Here is a 14,880-nt window from a genome sequence, read left to right on the forward strand (position 1 = left end):
CGTGAGGACGTGGACGAGACTCGCGCAGCCAAGCCCGCAAGCGCCCCCGCGGCCAAGCCGTCCGGTGCGGCCTATCGCAACCTGGCCCTGGCCACCCTCGGGTTCACGCTGACCTTCTGGGCGTGGGACCTGGTGGCGCCGCTCGGCAGCGACTTCAAGGACCGGCTGAACCTGAGCTCCTTCGAACAGTCGCTCCTGGTCGCCGTGCCGGTGATCGTCGGCTCGCTGGGCCGCGTCCCGGTCGGCGCGCTCACCGACCGCTACGGCGCCCGGAAGATGTTCCCGCTCGTCTCGGCGCTCACGATCATCCCGGTGCTGCTCATCATTCCGGCCAAGCACAGCTTCGGCGCGATGCTGGCGGTCGGTTTCCTGCTCGGCCTCGGCGGTACGACGTTCGCCATCGGCATCCCGCTGGTGAACTCGTGGTTCCCGCCCGCCCGCAGGGGCTTCGCCCTCGGCGTCTTCGGCATGGGCATGGGCGGTGTGGCGCTCTCCGGCTACTTCACCCCGCGCATCGCCAAGCACGGCGAGAATCTGCCGTTCATCATCGTGGCGATCGCGCTCGCCGCCTTCGCGGTGCTCGCCGCGCTCCTCATCACCGACCGCCCCGACCGGCCGATCCCCACCAGTTCCCTCGGCACCCGGCTCGGGCAGGCGGGGCACCTGAGGGTCACGTGGGAGCTCTCCGCCCTCTACGCGATCGGCTTCGGCGGCATCGTCGCCTTCGGGGTGTACCTGCCCACGTACCTGAAGACCTGGTACGACCTCTCGCCCACCGACGCGGGCACCAAGGCGGCCGGTTTCGCACTCGTCACCGTGATCTTCCGGCCCATCGGCGGCTGGCTCTCCGACCGGATCCACCCGGCCACGGTCACCACGGTCGCCCTCGCGGTCGTCGCCCTCTTCGCCGTCATGCAGGCCTTCGACCCGACGCTGAACCCGATGGGCACGATCTGCTTCCTGTTCATGGCGGCGGGCCTCGGCACCGCGAGCGGCAGCGTCTTCGCCCTCGTCTCCCAGGTCACCCCGCAGCCGCAGGTCGGCTCCGTCACGGGCATCGTGGGCGCGGTCGGCGGTCTCGGCGGGTTCCTGCCGCCGCTGGTCATGGGTGCGATCTACAGCGCCAAGGACTCGTACTCGATCGGCTTCATGCTCCTCTCCGACCTGGCGCTCGCGGGCTGCGTGTACGCCTACGGGCGCATGCGAAACGCGAAGGCGGAGTGACGGGGGGCGCCGTTACGCTGCCCCGATGGGCCTCTATCCGGACATCGAACCCTACGACCACGGCATGCTCGACGTCGGCGACGGCAACCGCGTGTACTGGGAGGCCTGCGGCAATCCGCACGGCAAGCCCGCCGTGGTGCTGCACGGCGGCCCCGGATCCGGCTGCACGCCCTTCTTCCGCAGGTACTTCGACCCCGACGCGTACCGGATCGTCCTGCTCGACCAGCGCGGCGCAGGCCGGTCCACACCGCACGCGAGCGACCCGGCGACCGACATGGGCGTCAACACGGTCAAGCACCTGACCGCCGACCTGGAGCTGCTGCGGCGCCACCTGGGCATCGAGCGGTGGCTCGTGTGGGGCGTCTCGTTCGGGTCCGTGCTGGGCCTGCGGTACGCGCAGACGCACCCGGACCGGGTCTCGGAACTGGTCCTCACGGGGATCGCCACGGGCAGCCGCGCCGAGGTGGACCTCCTGACGCGGGGGCTTGGGCGGATCTTCCCCGAGGCGTGGGAGTCGTTCCGCGACGGGGTGCCGGAGGGGGAGCGGGACGGGGATCTGGCCGCCGCCTACAACCGGCTCCTGGAGTCGCCGGACCCGGATGTGCGGGCCACCGCCGCGCGGGCCTGGACGGACTGGGAGACGGCGTGCGTTCCGGCGCCGCCGCGGTCCGTGCCGCGCTACGAGGACGCGGCGTTCCGGGCCGGTTTCGCACGCACCGTCACGCACTACTGGGCCCACGACCACTGGCTGGGCGGCGACGAGGTCGTCCTGCGGGACGCGGAGTCCCTCCGGGGGATTCCGGGGGTGCTGGTGCAGGGCAGCCTGGACCTCGGGAACCTCGTCGGCATCCCGTGGCGGCTCCACCAGGCGTGGCCCGGCAGCGAGTTGGTCCTGGTCGACCTCGCGGGGCACGACGCGGGGGCGCGCGGCATCACGGAGGAGCTGGTGGCGGCGACGGACCGGTTCCGTCAGGCCTGATCCGCGTCGCCCTCCCCGTTCTGCTGGCCCCCACCCTCCTCGCCCTCGCCGAAGAGGTGCCGGACCGTCGACTCGTAATTCGTCCGCACGTGCGCCAGCGCATGCGCGCGCGCCCGCTCCGCGTCGCCGGACGCCACCGCCTCGTACAGCTCGCGGTGCTCGGCGAGGAGGTGCGGCCACTCCTCGTTGCGCCGGGTCATCCAGCGCAGACGGCCGTCGACCGGCTCCATCACCGAGGTGAGCAGGGAGTTGCCCGCCATCGCGAGGATGCGGTCGTGGAAGCGGGTGTTGATGTCCGTGATCGCCTCGGCGTCCGCCGTGCGCGTCGCCTTCGCGGCCAGGCCGAGCAGGGACTTCAGCTCCGCGAGGCCCTCCTTCGTGGCCCGCTCGGCCGCGCGCCCCGCCGCATAGACCTCCAACGCCTCGCGCAGCTCGAAGAGTTCGGACACGTCCGTACGGGTCAGGGGGCGCACCACGGTCCTGCGCGGCGTCTCGAAGGTGACGAAGCCCTCGGCGACCAGGGCGCGGATCGCCTCGCGCACGGGCACCCTGGACACCCCGAAGCGGTCGGCGAGTTCACGCTCGACCAGCCGGTCGCCCGGTCCCAGGCGCCCGGCGATGATCTCCTGCCGCAGCTCGGCGAGCACGCGTTCGCGTACGGCACCCAGCGGCTGCTCCACGGTCGTCATGACGTCCATCATGGCCGAACCCCGCGTCGATTTACCGATTCGTAACCGTACGGACATTGCCGGGCGCCATCGGTGGCGGGAACATGACGGCATCTTTGGTATACCAAAGTTTGGCATACCAAAGGGTCACAGCGTGCCGCACCTCCGTCCCCCTCCAGGAGGCCCCGTGTCCCTCGCCCAACGCACCGAAGCGCCCGCCTTTGTCCCCGATCCCCGCCTCACCAACGAAGACCTCGCCCCCACGGCCGAACGCAAGTGGAAGGTCTTCGACCTCTTCGCCCTGTGGATGTCCGACGTCCACAACCTCGGCAACTACACCTTCGCCGCGGGCCTGTTGGTGCTCGGCCTCAACGTCTGGCAGATCTTCACCTCGCTCCTCGTCGGCTTCGTGCTCATCTACGCCGGAATGAATCTGATGGGGCGCGTCGGCCAGCGCCACGGCGTGCCGTTCCCCGTCGTCAGCCGCATCAGCTTCGGCGTCTGGGGCGCCAACATCCCCGCCCTCATCCGGGCCGTGATCGCCATCATGTGGTACGGCATCCAGACCTATCTCGCCTCCATCGCGGTCAACGTCATGCTGATCGCTGCCTTCCCCGGCCTGGAGCCGTGGACCGAGCACTCCTTCCTCGGGCTGCACGCCCTCGGCTGGTGCTCGTTCGTCGCCCTGTGGCTGGTGCAGGGGCTGATCATGACCCGGGGCATGGAGTCCGTACGCAAGTTCCAGGACTTCTGCGGCCCCGCCATCTGGATCGTGATGATCGCCCTCGCCGTGTGGGTCCTCTGGAAGGCGGGGTGGACCATCTCGCTCACCTCGACCCCGCACCCGGTCTCCACGGGGGAACAGGTCCGGCAGTGGTTCGGCGCGATCGGCCTCATCCTCGCCACCTACGGCACGCTGATGCTCAACTTCTGCGACTTCTCGCGCTTCGCCCCCGACTACCGCACCGTCAAGCGCGGCAACTTCTGGGGCCTGCCCATCAACTCGACGGCCTTCGTCATCCTCTCGGTGATCGTCACGGCGGGCAGCCTCGAAGTCTTCGGCAAGGCCATCACCGACCCCGCCGAACTCGTCGCCGAGATCGGCAACACCTGGGTCCTCGTCTTCGGCGCGCTCACCTTCGCCGTCGCCACGATGGGCGTGAACATCGTCGCCAACTTCGTCTCGCCCGCGTACGACCTGGCCAACGTCTGGCCGCAGAAGATCACCTTCAAGATCGGCGGGATCATCTCCACGGTCGCCGCGCTGCTCGTCACGCCGTGGAACCTCTACTCCAACCCGACCGTCGTCAACTACTTCCTCGGCGGCCTCGGCGCCTTCCTCGGACCGCTGTTCGGCATCATCGCGGTCGACTACTACTGGGTGAAGCGCGGACGCATCGACGAGGAGGCGCTGTTCAGCGCCGAGCCGGGATCGGCGTACTACTACCGCAAGGGCGTCAATCCCCGGGCGCTGTGGGCCTTCCTGCCGACGGCGGGCGCGGCGGCCGTCTGCGCGCTCGTGCCGTTCTTCGACCAGGTCGCGCCCTACTCCTGGTTCATCGGGACGGTGGCGGCGGCGCTGCTGTACGCGGGGCTGTGCCGGTCGGAACGGGCGGCGGCCGGTGCCGTGGCCGGTTCCGCCACCGGTTCCGCCACCGGGGCGGAGGGCTGAGGCGCGTGCGCATCGTCGTCACCAACTGCAACACGACGCGGTCGATGACCGAGGAGATCGTGCGGGGCGCGCGCGACGCGGCGTCCGCAGGCACCACCGTCACCGGGCTCACCCCCGCCTGGGGCGTGGAGTCCGCCGAGGGCTGGCTCGACAGCTACCTCTCGGCGGCCGCCGTCCTCGACGCGCTGCGTGCGCACGACGCGTCGGGGGAGCCCTACGACGCCGTGGTCATGGCCGGGTTCGGCGAGCACGGCCGCGAGGGCGCCAGGGAGCTCCTCGACGTCCCCGTCGTCGACATCACCGAGGCCGCCGCCCACCTGGCCTGTCTGCTCGGACGGCGGTACGGCGTCGTCACCACCCTCGACCGGGCCCGCGGCCAGATCGAGGACAGCCTGCACGCGGCGGGCGTCGCGCGGAACTGCGCCGTCGTCGTGGGCACCGGGCTCGGCGTGCTCGACCTGGGCGACGAGGAGCGGACCGTCCGGGCGTTCCTCGCGGCCGGTGAGCGCGCCAGGGACGCCGGGGCCGAGGTGCTCGTCCTCGGCTGCGCCGGGATGACCGGGCTGCAGCGGGCCGTCGGCGAGAAGCTCGGCATGCCGGTCGTCGACGGGGTCGGCGCGGCGGTGCGGCTCGCCGAGTCGCTCGTCGGACTCGGCCTGACCACCAGCCGCGTCGGCGCATATGCCAAACCCCTTCCGAAGGGGCGCACTTGGGGGACGGGGCGCGGGAGGCCGCCGTCGGAGTGATTTATGGGTGAACCGTCGTCGCGGCGGCAGGCGTGTGCGCCGCCGCGGGGGCGGGCCGACCGCAGACTCCGGGGAATGCGCCGGGCAGGACCGGCGCCGAGCCAGTGGAGCCGCCCGGTGTCCTCGTCCTTCCCTCACCGCCTCCGTCCCCGCCCCCGTGACCATTCCCGCTCCCATGCCCGTACCCGCCGCCCGAGGGCCGCCCCTTGGGCCGTGTCCCGGGCCTCCGCCGCCCTGGCCGCGGCCCTCCTCCTGGGCGCGGCGGCGACCGGCTGCGGGCAGGCCGTCGGCGCGCCGTCCGTGGACGCCGCCCCCGCCGCCGCGGCCGCCCCCACGTTCTGGGTCGACCCGCAGAGCGCCGCCGCCCGCCAGGCCGCGCAGTGGCGGCGGGCGGGCCGTGTCGCCGACGCCCGCTTCGTCGACCGCATCGCGGGGCGGCCCCAGGCCTCCTGGCTCAACGACGACGGGGCGGGCCCCATCGTGCGGGCCCACGTCGACGCGGCGGCGAAGGCGCGGCGCACCGCGGTCCTCGTCGCCTACTTCGTCCCGCACCGCGACTGCGGCGCGTACTCGTCAGGCGGCGCCCGCGACGCCGCCCACTACCGCCGGTGGATCGACGGCTTCGCCGCGGGCCTCGGCACCCGGGGCGCGTACGTGATCCTGGAACCGGACGCCGTCGCCCAGCTGGTGGCGGGCTGCCCGCGCGCGAACGCCGCCGAGCGGTACGGCCTGCTCGCGTACGCGATCCAGCGCCTCAAGCGGCAGCCGCACACGAAGGTGTACGTCGACGCGGGCAACGCGAGCTGGATCCCCGACGAGCGGCGCCTGGTCGCCCCGCTGCGCCGGGCTGGCATCGCCCGTGCCGACGGCTTCGCGCTGAACGTCTCCAACTACCAGACGAACAAGGTGAGTTCCGACTACGGACACCGGCTCGCCAAGGAGCTCGGCGGCGGCAAGCACTTCGTCATCGACAGCAGCCGCAACGGAAACGGCCCCTTCCGCGGCGCCCAGTCCTGGTGCAACCCGCCCGGCCGCGCCCTCGGTACCCCGCCCACCGGCAGGACCGGCGACCCCGCCCTCGACGCCTACCTGTGGATCAAGCGGCCCGGCGAGTCCGACGGGACGTGCCGGGGCGGGCCGCAGGCCGGGCGGTGGTGGCCGGAGTACGCACTGGGCCTCGCCAAGCGGGCGCGCGGCTAGGGCCCTGAGGTCCTGGGGCCTATGAAGGATCGGGCACGACCGCGGTGGCCGTGATCTCCACGAGCTGTCCGGAGTAGCCGAGGCAGGACACGCCGAGCAGGGTCGAGGTGTGCGGGCCCGCGTGCAGGGCGGAGCCGCGCACGACCTCCCACGCCTCGGTCAGCGGCGCGGGCTCGGTGCCGACCACGTACACCGTGCTGGCGACCACCTGCGACAGGTCGCTGCCCACCGCGCGCAGGGCCTCGTCGAGGTTGGCGATGACCTGCGCGGTCTGGCGGGTGACGTCACCCTCGCCGACGACGTTCCCCTCGGGGTCGAGCGGGACGGAGCCCGCCATGAAGGCGATCCTGGTGCCGGCCTCGACCACGGCGGCGTGGGCGTATCCGGGCGGCGGGAAGAGGGTGGGCACGACGGTGCGTTCGGGGGCGGTCATGCGGTGATCGTGCGGTAGTCGGGCCGGGTGCCGCATCCGAATTTCGTCCGCCGTGCCCCCTCAGCGCACCGCCGCCGGTGAACTTCCGCCGCGGATCCGCAGAGTGGGGCTGCCCGAGCCGTTGGCCGGGGTCGACCAGATGTCCTGCTTGCGGCCGTCCTCGCCCGGCAGGGCGTACGCGAGGGTGTCGTCGTCGAGCCAGGCGGCCTGGTCGTCGACGCTGTGCCGCTCGGCGAGGGGGCGTTCGCGCATCGTCCGCAGGTCCAGGACGTACAGCCGCCACGGATCCTGAGTGCCCTTCCGGACCCGCTTCTTGAAGGCGATGCGGGTGTTGTCGGGGGAGAGCGAGGGGCACTCGACGTTGGTGCGCAGGGTGGTCGCCGCCCACTTCTTCATGTCCCCTTGCACGAGGTGCGTGCGGCCCTTGGTCGAGACGGTCGCGTAGAAGCGGTTGTCGTCCTTCGCGAAGGTCACGCCCCAGTAGTTGACGTCGGGGGAGTGGTAGCGGCGGCCGTCGAGGGTGAGCGGGATCTCCTCCATGTTCTTGATGAGGTAGCCGGTGCGGGTGTCCAGGATCGAGGTGCGGGTGGAGAAGGACGAGCCCGCGTACGAGTCGCCGGTGGCGAACATCGTCCAGGACAGCATCCGGCCCGACGCCGAGACGCGCGCCCGGTTGGGGATGCCGGTGAGCGCGATGCGGCGCTTTTCGCGGAGCCGGTCGTCCAGGACGACCGCGTACGACTTGGGCGGGATCCCGGACCTGCGCTGCAGGCAGAGGCCGGTGCCCGCGGCGGCGTAGAAGCGCTCGCAGGTCGGGCCGCCGGTGGTGCGGGCGGCCTTGCCTGCGGCCGGGACGCGTGCGACCCGGCCCGCCCCCGCCTCCGTGCTGCGGAAGTAGAGCTTCCCGCGGTCCAGGCCGAACTCCGATGTGGCGTCGGCCGATTCGGCGCGCTGCGCCGCGTGCAGGGTGTACGTGACGGCGACCCCCGTGAGGACGGCGGCGGCCGCGGTGACGGCGACGACCCGGGAGCGCAGGGAGCTGAGAGGTGACGTCATGAGGGCCCTCCGGGAGACTTTTCGGACGGCCGGAGCAGGGCTGCCGCCCCGGCGAGCGCCACCGTCAGCGCGAGCACCGCGCAGGTCAGTGCGGCCTGGACGCCCCACAACGTCCAGGCCGCACCGAACCCGGCGGCGGCGACGAGCCGGGCAAGGGCCTGCCCGGTCTGCAGCACGGCCATCCCGCTCGCCCGCCGCTCCTGGGCGACCACGGGCGCGACCAGCGCCATCAGGACGCCGTCGGTGGCCGCGTAGAAGACACCGAGGAGCAGCAGGACGCCGATCAGGAGCGGCCAGCCGTCGGTGGGCGCGAGCAGCAGGACGTAACCGCCGAGCAGCGCGACGTGCCCGGCGAGGAAGGGCACGCGGCGCCCGATGCGGTCGCCGAGCCGTCCGGCGGGGATCGCGAGCAGCAGATAGACGGCGGCGGCGCCCAGCGGCAGCAGCGGGAACCACGAGATGGCGAAGTCGAGCCGCCGTTGGAGCAGGAGGTAGAGGAACGCGTCGCCGATGGTGGCGGCGCCGAGCAGCGCCGCCGCGACGAGGACGCGCCGGAAGGCGGGGACGCGGAGCAGCCCGAGCGCTCCTCGGCGCCGCGCTCCGGGACTCCGCACGGCGGGGGCGGGCGGTCGCGGGGCCGTCCCCACCTGGTGGCCCGGCACGAACGCGACCAGCATCAGCACCCCGAGCAGCCCGAAGCAGAAGCTGACCACGAACACGGCGTCGTACGCGTCCGCGGTCGCCCACAGCAGCGCGAACGCGGCGAGCGGCCCGAGCAGCGCGCCCGTCGTGTCCATCGCCCGGTGCACGCCGAAGGCGCGGCCCAAGGTGTCGGGCGGGCTGCTCAGCGAGATGAGCGCGTCGCGGGGCGCGGTGCGCACCCCCTTGCCGATGCGGTCGGCGGCGAGGGCCGCGCCGATCCCGGCGGTGGCGCCGCCCGCGAGCAGCAGCCCGAGCCGGGACAGCGCGGAGAGGGCGTAGCCGCCGCCCGCCACCAGTTTGTGGCGGCCGCCGCGGTCGGCGGCGTACCCGCCCGCCAGGCGCACCAGGGCGGTGACTCCGTTGTAGAGCCCGTCGAGGAAGCCGAACTGGAGCGGGGAGAGGCCGAGTTGGAGGACGAAGTAGAGCGGCAGGACGGCGGTGACCATCTCGGAGGAGATGTCCGTGACCAGGCTGACCGCGCCGAGCGCGAGGACGGGTCCCGCGACGCGGCCGCGCCGGACCTCGGACTGCTCCGAGGTCTTGGCGACCGCGTCGGTGGTGGCCAGATACATGGCGTCGCGTTCGTCTCAGTGGCAGCTGTAGGACGGGCTGGTGTCCTTCGTCGAGCCGTCCGTGGCGACGAGGTTCCAGGAGAAGCCGGTGTCGGTGAAGTTCAGCTTCACGACGCCGAAGGTGTCGGTGAGCCGCTTCTGGCTGTTGGGCTGGACTTCCTCGATCTTGTACGGGTTGGCGCCGCCCATGCCGCCGAGCAGCTCGACGATGCCGTTGGCGTCGGCCTTGCCGTCCGGGTTCTGCGGGGCGAACCGCTCGTAGTGGTGGTCGTGGCCGTTCAGGACCAGCTCGGCCTTGTTCTCGTAGAGCAGCTTCCAGACCGGGCGGCTCACCGGGTCGTTGCCGTGCTCGCCGGAGGAGTAGAGCGGGTGGTGCCAGTACGCGGCCACGCACTTCTTGGAGTTGGCGGCGAGGTCGTCCTTGAGCCAGTCGATCTGCTCGTCGTCGTCGAAGCTGTTGGAGTCGAGCGCGATGAAGTGCCAGTTGTCCTGGTCGTAGCTGTAGTAGCTCTTGCCGTCGGGGTAGGCGACGGACCCGAAGTAGGACTTGTAGCCCTTGAGCGCGCCCGCCGGGTCGTAGGTCTCGTGGTTGCCGGGCACGGGCTTCGTCTTGCTCTTGAAGGCGCCCCAGGTCTTGTCGTAGTACTTCTGGAAGTCCTTCAGGCGGGCGTCGTCGTACTGGTTGTCGCCCATGGTCATCACGAAGGACGGGTTGATCTGCTTCACCAGGGCGGCGGTCTTGGGGTGCTTGCAGCTGCTGCTGCTCGCGGTGCACTGCTCCGCGATGTCACCCGCGGCGACCGCCGTGAAACCGGCGGCCCTTGACGCGGCGGTGGGGGAGGCGTCGGCCTCCCCGGCGGGGGACCACAGGAGTACGCCGCCGACCAGGGCGAGCGAGGCGCCCGCGGCGACGGGGATGCCCCAATGGGCTTTTTTCGTACGGGAGTTCGTGGCGCTAGGGGTGAGCGGCATGTCGGTCTCCTCGGTTGGCGTGGGGGGTGCCGGACCGTCTCGGGGAATCTTGGCGACACGGCATGTGCGCGTCAATAACTTGAGATGAATTATTGTTAGGAAACTTTCCTTCCAGTGTTCATGCGCTGCTTGTCCCGCTGCGGTTGCCGGGTGCCGGTCGCCGCGGCCGCCCGGTGTTGTCAGTGGCCTCGCCTAGGGTGGCGGGACCAGGGACAGGTGGCGTGAGCTGGGGCTGAGTGAGGCGGCGGTGGCGATGGTGACGGAGGCGGGGGCGGCGGGCGAGGAGGAGCATGCCCTTCTCGTACGTGCCCGGGCCGCTCTCGTGCGTTCCTGTGCCGCCGTCTTCCTTCCCGCGGAGGTGCCCCGGGAGGGTCGGATCGCCTTCTGGCGCCCGGACGGCGGGGCCGGGGAGCCCCGCGAGGAGCTGCCGTCCGGCGGCGGCGGTGTGCGGGGCGACCTCGTCGTCGCCCGCAAGCACGGCAAGGGCGCGCGGGGCCGCACGGTGCCCGCGGTGTTCCTGCCGGTCGCCGAAGCGGTGCCGCTGCTGCTCCGCGCCGAGCACCCGCACCCCTCGGCGGCCTGCTGGGGCGCGGCCGCCCGGCACGCGCTGCACCTGGCGGCGCGGGGCAGGCTGCTGCCCGGACTGACCCCTGGGGACCTGGACGCATGGCGGGCGGGCCCGTTGGACGAGGCCGACATCGTCCACCTGCGCGCCATCGCCGCGGCACTCCCCGCCGAGGCGCACGCGGTGCCGCTCCCCGGCGGTTCCCCCCTGCTGCTCCCGCAGCCGTTCGCCCTGGTCAGAGCCTTCGTCGACGCGGTGATCGACGACCTGCCGCGCACCCCGGCCGCCGCCCACGCGGTCGGCGCCCCCTTCGCCGCCCGCGAGCCGCAGCACCTCACGGGCGCCCGGGAGTGGGCGGCCGAGGTGGCGGCGGGCATGGACGCGGGCGTCCGCGTGTCGCTCCGTCTCGACCTGCGGGCGCACGAGGTGTTCGACGGGGGTGACGCGAGCGGGGCGGAGGCCGACCGGGCCACCGGCGGAGCGGCCGATGGCGGCGTCCCCCGGGCCGCCGTGGCCAGTCCCGCCGCCGCCGTCGTCCAGGTGCACAGCCTCGCCGACCCGGCGCTCGTCGCGGACGTGCCGGAACTCTGGGCGGGCACCGACCACTTCGGACCGCGCGCCCGCGTCGACACGCTGCTCGCGCTGCGCCGCGCGGCCCGCGCGTGGCCGCCGCTCGGCAGACTCCTCGAGCGGCCGCGCCCCGACGTGCTGCCGCTGAGCGAAGAGGAGCTGTCCGACCTCCTGGGCGCGGCGGCCGGACGGCTCGCCGCGGCGGGCGTGGCCGTCCACTGGCCCAAGGAGCTCACCCGCGGCCTCACCGCCACCGCCGTCGTCCGCCCCGCCCCCGGCACCGCCGCCGACAACTTCGACTTCTTCAAGACCGAGGAACTCCTCGAATTCCGCTGGCAGCTTGCGCTCGGCGACCAGTCGGACGACCCGCTGACCGAGGCGGAGCTCGACGTCCTCGCGGAGGCGCACCGCCCGGTCGTCCGGCTCCGGGACCAGTGGGTCCTGGTCGACCCCGAGCTGGTGCGCAAGGCACGCAAGCGGGACCTCGGCCTGCTCGACCCGGTGGACGCCCTGTCGGTCGCGCTCACCGGCACCGCGGAGGTGGACGGCGAGCAGGTGCCCGCCGTGCCGGTCGGCGCGCTGGCGATGCTGCGCGAGCGCGTGACGGGCGACCTCGACGTACTGGCGCAGCCACCCGGCCTGCACGCGACCCTCCGGGACTACCAGCTCAAGGGCCTCGCCTGGCTGGACCGCATGACCTCCCTTGGCCTCGGCGGCTGCCTCGCCGACGACATGGGCCTCGGCAAGACGATCACCCTCATCGCGCTGCACCTGCACCGGACCAGGGACGGCGGATCCGCGCCGACGCTCGTGGTCTGCCCCGCCTCGCTGCTCGGCAACTGGCAGCGGGAGATCGAGCGGTTCGCGCCGGGCACGCCGGTCCGCCGCTTCCACGGCACGGGCCGCACCCTCACCGGCCTCACCGGCGGCTTCGTCCTCACCACGTACGGGACGATGCGCACGAGCGCGCCCGAACTGGCCGCCACCACATGGGGCCTCGTCGTCGCGGACGAGGCGCAGCACGTCAAGAATCCGCACGCGGCGACGGCGAAGGCACTGCGCACGATCCCGTCCCCGGCCAGGGTCGCGCTCACCGGCACCCCCGTCGAGAACAACCTCTCCGAGCTCTGGGCGCTGCTCGACTGGACGACCCCGGGCCTGCTCGGCCCCCTGAAGGCGTTCCGGGCCCGCCACGCACGCCTGGTGGAGGGCGGCGATCCCACCGGGACCGGTGCGAACGACGACGCGCTGGACCGGCTCGCCCGCCTCGTCCGCCCCTTCCTCCTGCGCCGCAAGAAGTCGGACCCCGGCATCGCCCCCGAGCTCCCGCCGAAGACGGAGACCGACCACCCGGTCACCCTCACCCGCGAACAGACCTCGCTGTACGAGGCGGTGGTGCGCGAGACCCTGGCCCGCATCGAGGCGTCGGAGGGCATGGCACGCCGCGGCCTGGTCATGAAGCTCCTGATGGCGCTCAAGCAGATCTGCAACCACCCGGCGCAGTATCTGAAGGACGGCGCGCTCACGACCCGCACCGGCCGCCCGCGCTCGGGCAAGCTGGAACTGCTCGACGAGCTCCTCGACACGATCCTTGCCGAGTCGGAGAGCGCGGGCGCCGTCCTGGTCTTCACGCAGTACGTGGAGATGGCACGCCTCCTGGAAGCACACCTGGCCGGCCGGGGGATCCCCACCCAGCTCCTGCACGGCGGCACGCCCGTCGCGCGCCGCGAGGAGATGGTGGACCGCTTCCAGTCGGGCGAGGTCCCGGTCTTCCTGCTCTCCCTGAAGGCGGCGGGCACGGGCCTGAACCTGACGAGGGCGGGCCACGTGATCCACTACGACCGCTGGTGGAACCCGGCCGTCGAGGAGCAGGCCACCGACCGCGCGTACCGCATCGGCCAGACCCAGCCGGTCCAGGTCCACCGCCTGGTCACCGAGGGCACGGTCGAGGACCGCATCGCCGAACTCCTCGCGGCGAAGCAGGCGTTGGCGGACGCGGTGCTCGGCGACGGCGGCGAGGCGGCACTCACGGAACTGTCGGACGCGGACCTGGCGGACCTCGTCGCACTCAGGAGGACGGCATGACGCCGCAGGGCGGACCGGGACGGGGCGGCGGCCTGGGCTGGGCCAGCGGAATGAGCGAGACGAGCCGCATGGGCAGCGGCCGCGTCTTCCCCGCCCTGCCCGCGCACCCCGACCCCCAGGCCCCCTTCGCCACCTCCTGGTGGGGCAACGCGTGGATCGACGCGCTGGAGGAGAGCGCCCTGGACCAGGCCCGCCTGGCCCGCGGCCGGACGTACGCACGCGAGGGCGCGGTCGACACCATCACCGTCGCGCCCGGCCGCATCGTCGCGTACGTCCACGGCAGCCGCGCCCGCCCCTACCGCGCGGAGATCCGCATGCGGACGATGCTTCCCGAACACTGGGACCGCTTCCTGGACGCGGTGGCCACCGACCCCGCGCGGATCGCCGCACTGCTCGACAAGGAGATGCCGCACGCCCTGGCCGACGCGGCGGACCGGGCGGACGTCCCCCTCCTCCCCGGCGGACGCGAACTGGCCCCTTCCTGCACGTGCCCCGACCGCGGCCACCCCTGCAAGCACGCGGCCGCCCTGGCCTACCAGACGGCCCGGCTCCTGGACGCCGACCCCTTCGTGCTCCTGCTGCTGCGCGGCGGCGAGGAAGGGGACCTGCTGGACGAACTCTCGCGGCGCAACGCGCAGAAGTCGGCGGCGGAGGCGACGGAAGAGCTCCGCAGGGCGGAAGCCACGGGCACAGGAGACCGGCGTGCGGCGGATCGGCAGTCGCCGTCCGGAGAACAGGCCCCCGACCAGACACCTGAACAGGCACCCGAGCAGCCCCCCAATAACGGCGGCCCCGCTCTCCCGGGTGTCCTGGCCCGCGAGGCCCTGGCCACGGAGTACCGCTCCCCGCTCCCCGCCCCGCTCGCGCCCCCGCCGCACCCGGGCGAGCCCCCGGTCCTGCCCGCGCTCCCCGGCGCCCCGGACCCGACGGCGCTGGAGTTCCTGATCACGGACGCGGCGACCAGGGCCCACGCGTTCCTCGTGGCGGGCACGAACCCGTTCCCCGCGGACGCGTCCCCCTGGCACGACGCGGTCCGCCTCGCGGCCTCCCACCCCGGCCTCACGGGCCGCCGCACCTTCAGCCGCCAGTTCGCCGAGCTGGCCAGGTCGGTGGGGAGCACCCCCGCGGAGCTCTCCCGGGCGTCGGCGGCCTGGCGTCAGGGCGGCGAGGAGGGCCTCGCGGTCCTGGAATCCCCCTGGGACCCCCCGGCGGGCCCCTTCGACCGGGCCCGCGGCGCCCTGGTCGCGGCCGACCTGCCCCGCATGACGATCCACCGCAACCACCTCACGAACGCGGAGGGCACGCTCCAGCTCCGCTACGGAACGGACGGCCGCTGGTATCCGTACCGGAGCGAGCCGGGCGGCGGCGACTGGTGGCCCGAGGGGGAGGCTGACCTGGATCCCGTGGGGGCGCTGGCGGACGTGGCGGAGGCGTAG

Annotated in this window: 12 protein-coding genes; 7 read left to right on the plus strand and 5 right to left on the minus strand. The window is 73.0% G+C overall.

Features of this window, described 5'->3' with window-relative positions:
- Nucleotides 1–9: 9 nt before the first annotated feature.
- Both ABZV77_RS31255 and pip read left to right on the plus strand, forming a co-directional pair.
- A complete protein-coding gene (locus tag ABZV77_RS31255; protein ID WP_356264003.1) occupies nucleotides 10–1,224 on the plus strand; it encodes an MFS transporter in 1,215 nt (404 codons plus the stop codon).
- 25 nt (nucleotides 1,225–1,249) lie between these two features.
- The gene (pip, locus tag ABZV77_RS31260; protein ID WP_356264006.1) at nucleotides 1,250–2,203 is read left to right on the plus strand and encodes a prolyl aminopeptidase; all 954 of its coding nucleotides are present in this window, start codon (nucleotides 1,250–1,252) and stop codon (nucleotides 2,201–2,203) included.
- Here the strand turns inward: pip and ABZV77_RS31265 are convergent.
- Nucleotides 2,194–2,892 carry a GntR family transcriptional regulator gene (locus ABZV77_RS31265; protein WP_356264009.1) on the minus strand — a complete coding sequence of 233 codons (699 nt, stop codon included), beginning with the start codon at nucleotides 2,890–2,892 and terminating at the stop codon, nucleotides 2,194–2,196. The two genes, pip and ABZV77_RS31265, sit on opposite strands and share 10 nt — an antisense overlap.
- Nucleotides 2,893–3,058: 166 nt before the next feature.
- Here ABZV77_RS31265 and ABZV77_RS31270 point away from each other — a divergent pair, with 166 nt between their 5' ends.
- The 3 genes from ABZV77_RS31270 (at nucleotide 3,059) to ABZV77_RS31280 (ending at nucleotide 6,489) form a co-directional block, all read left to right on the plus strand.
- A complete protein-coding gene (locus tag ABZV77_RS31270; protein WP_356264012.1) occupies nucleotides 3,059–4,543 on the plus strand; it encodes an NCS1 family nucleobase:cation symporter-1 in 1,485 nt (494 codons plus the stop codon).
- A 5-nt stretch (nucleotides 4,544–4,548) separates the two neighbouring features.
- Complete coding sequence (locus ABZV77_RS31275) at nucleotides 4,549–5,289, plus strand: aspartate/glutamate racemase family protein (protein ID WP_356264015.1); 741 nt, start codon at nucleotides 4,549–4,551, stop codon at nucleotides 5,287–5,289.
- A gap of 300 nt (nucleotides 5,290–5,589) precedes the next feature.
- Nucleotides 5,590–6,489 (plus strand): glycoside hydrolase family 6 protein, encoded by a 900-nt coding sequence (locus ABZV77_RS31280; RefSeq protein WP_356264510.1) that lies wholly within the window; start codon nucleotides 5,590–5,592, stop codon nucleotides 6,487–6,489.
- A 19-nt stretch (nucleotides 6,490–6,508) separates the two neighbouring features.
- On the opposite strand, the gene ABZV77_RS31285 is transcribed toward ABZV77_RS31280, so the two are convergent.
- Genes ABZV77_RS31285 through ABZV77_RS31300 form a run of 4 tightly spaced genes read right to left on the minus strand, consistent with a single transcriptional unit; the run spans nucleotide 6,509 to nucleotide 10,224 of the window.
- Nucleotides 6,509–6,922 carry a RidA family protein gene (locus ABZV77_RS31285; protein ID WP_356264018.1) on the minus strand — a complete coding sequence of 138 codons (414 nt, stop codon included), beginning with the start codon at nucleotides 6,920–6,922 and terminating at the stop codon, nucleotides 6,509–6,511.
- Nucleotides 6,923–6,982: 60 nt separating this feature from the next.
- Nucleotides 6,983–7,978 carry a hypothetical protein gene (locus ABZV77_RS31290; RefSeq protein WP_356264021.1) on the minus strand — a complete coding sequence of 332 codons (996 nt, stop codon included), beginning with the start codon at nucleotides 7,976–7,978 and terminating at the stop codon, nucleotides 6,983–6,985.
- Complete coding sequence (locus ABZV77_RS31295; protein ID WP_356264024.1) at nucleotides 7,975–9,252, minus strand: MFS transporter; 1,278 nt, start codon at nucleotides 9,250–9,252, stop codon at nucleotides 7,975–7,977. Before ABZV77_RS31295 ends, ABZV77_RS31290 begins: the two co-directional genes overlap by 4 nt.
- A 15-nt stretch (nucleotides 9,253–9,267) precedes the next feature.
- A complete protein-coding gene (locus tag ABZV77_RS31300) occupies nucleotides 9,268–10,224 on the minus strand; it encodes a metallophosphoesterase (protein WP_356264027.1) in 957 nt (318 codons plus the stop codon).
- Nucleotides 10,225–10,477: 253 nt separating this feature from the next.
- On the opposite strand from ABZV77_RS31300, the gene ABZV77_RS31305 reads away from it, so the two are divergent.
- Together ABZV77_RS31305 and ABZV77_RS31310 are read left to right on the plus strand one after the other, a co-directional pair.
- Nucleotides 10,478–13,444 (plus strand): DEAD/DEAH box helicase, encoded by a 2,967-nt coding sequence (locus ABZV77_RS31305; protein WP_356264513.1) that lies wholly within the window; start codon nucleotides 10,478–10,480, stop codon nucleotides 13,442–13,444.
- Complete coding sequence (locus ABZV77_RS31310; protein ID WP_356264030.1) at nucleotides 13,441–14,880, plus strand: SWIM zinc finger family protein; 1,440 nt, start codon at nucleotides 13,441–13,443, stop codon at nucleotides 14,878–14,880. Before ABZV77_RS31305 ends, ABZV77_RS31310 begins: the two co-directional genes overlap by 4 nt.

It is taken from the genome of Streptomyces sp. NPDC004732 (genome assembly GCF_040609235.1).
GTDB lineage: Bacteria > Actinomycetota > Actinomycetes > Streptomycetales > Streptomycetaceae > Streptomyces.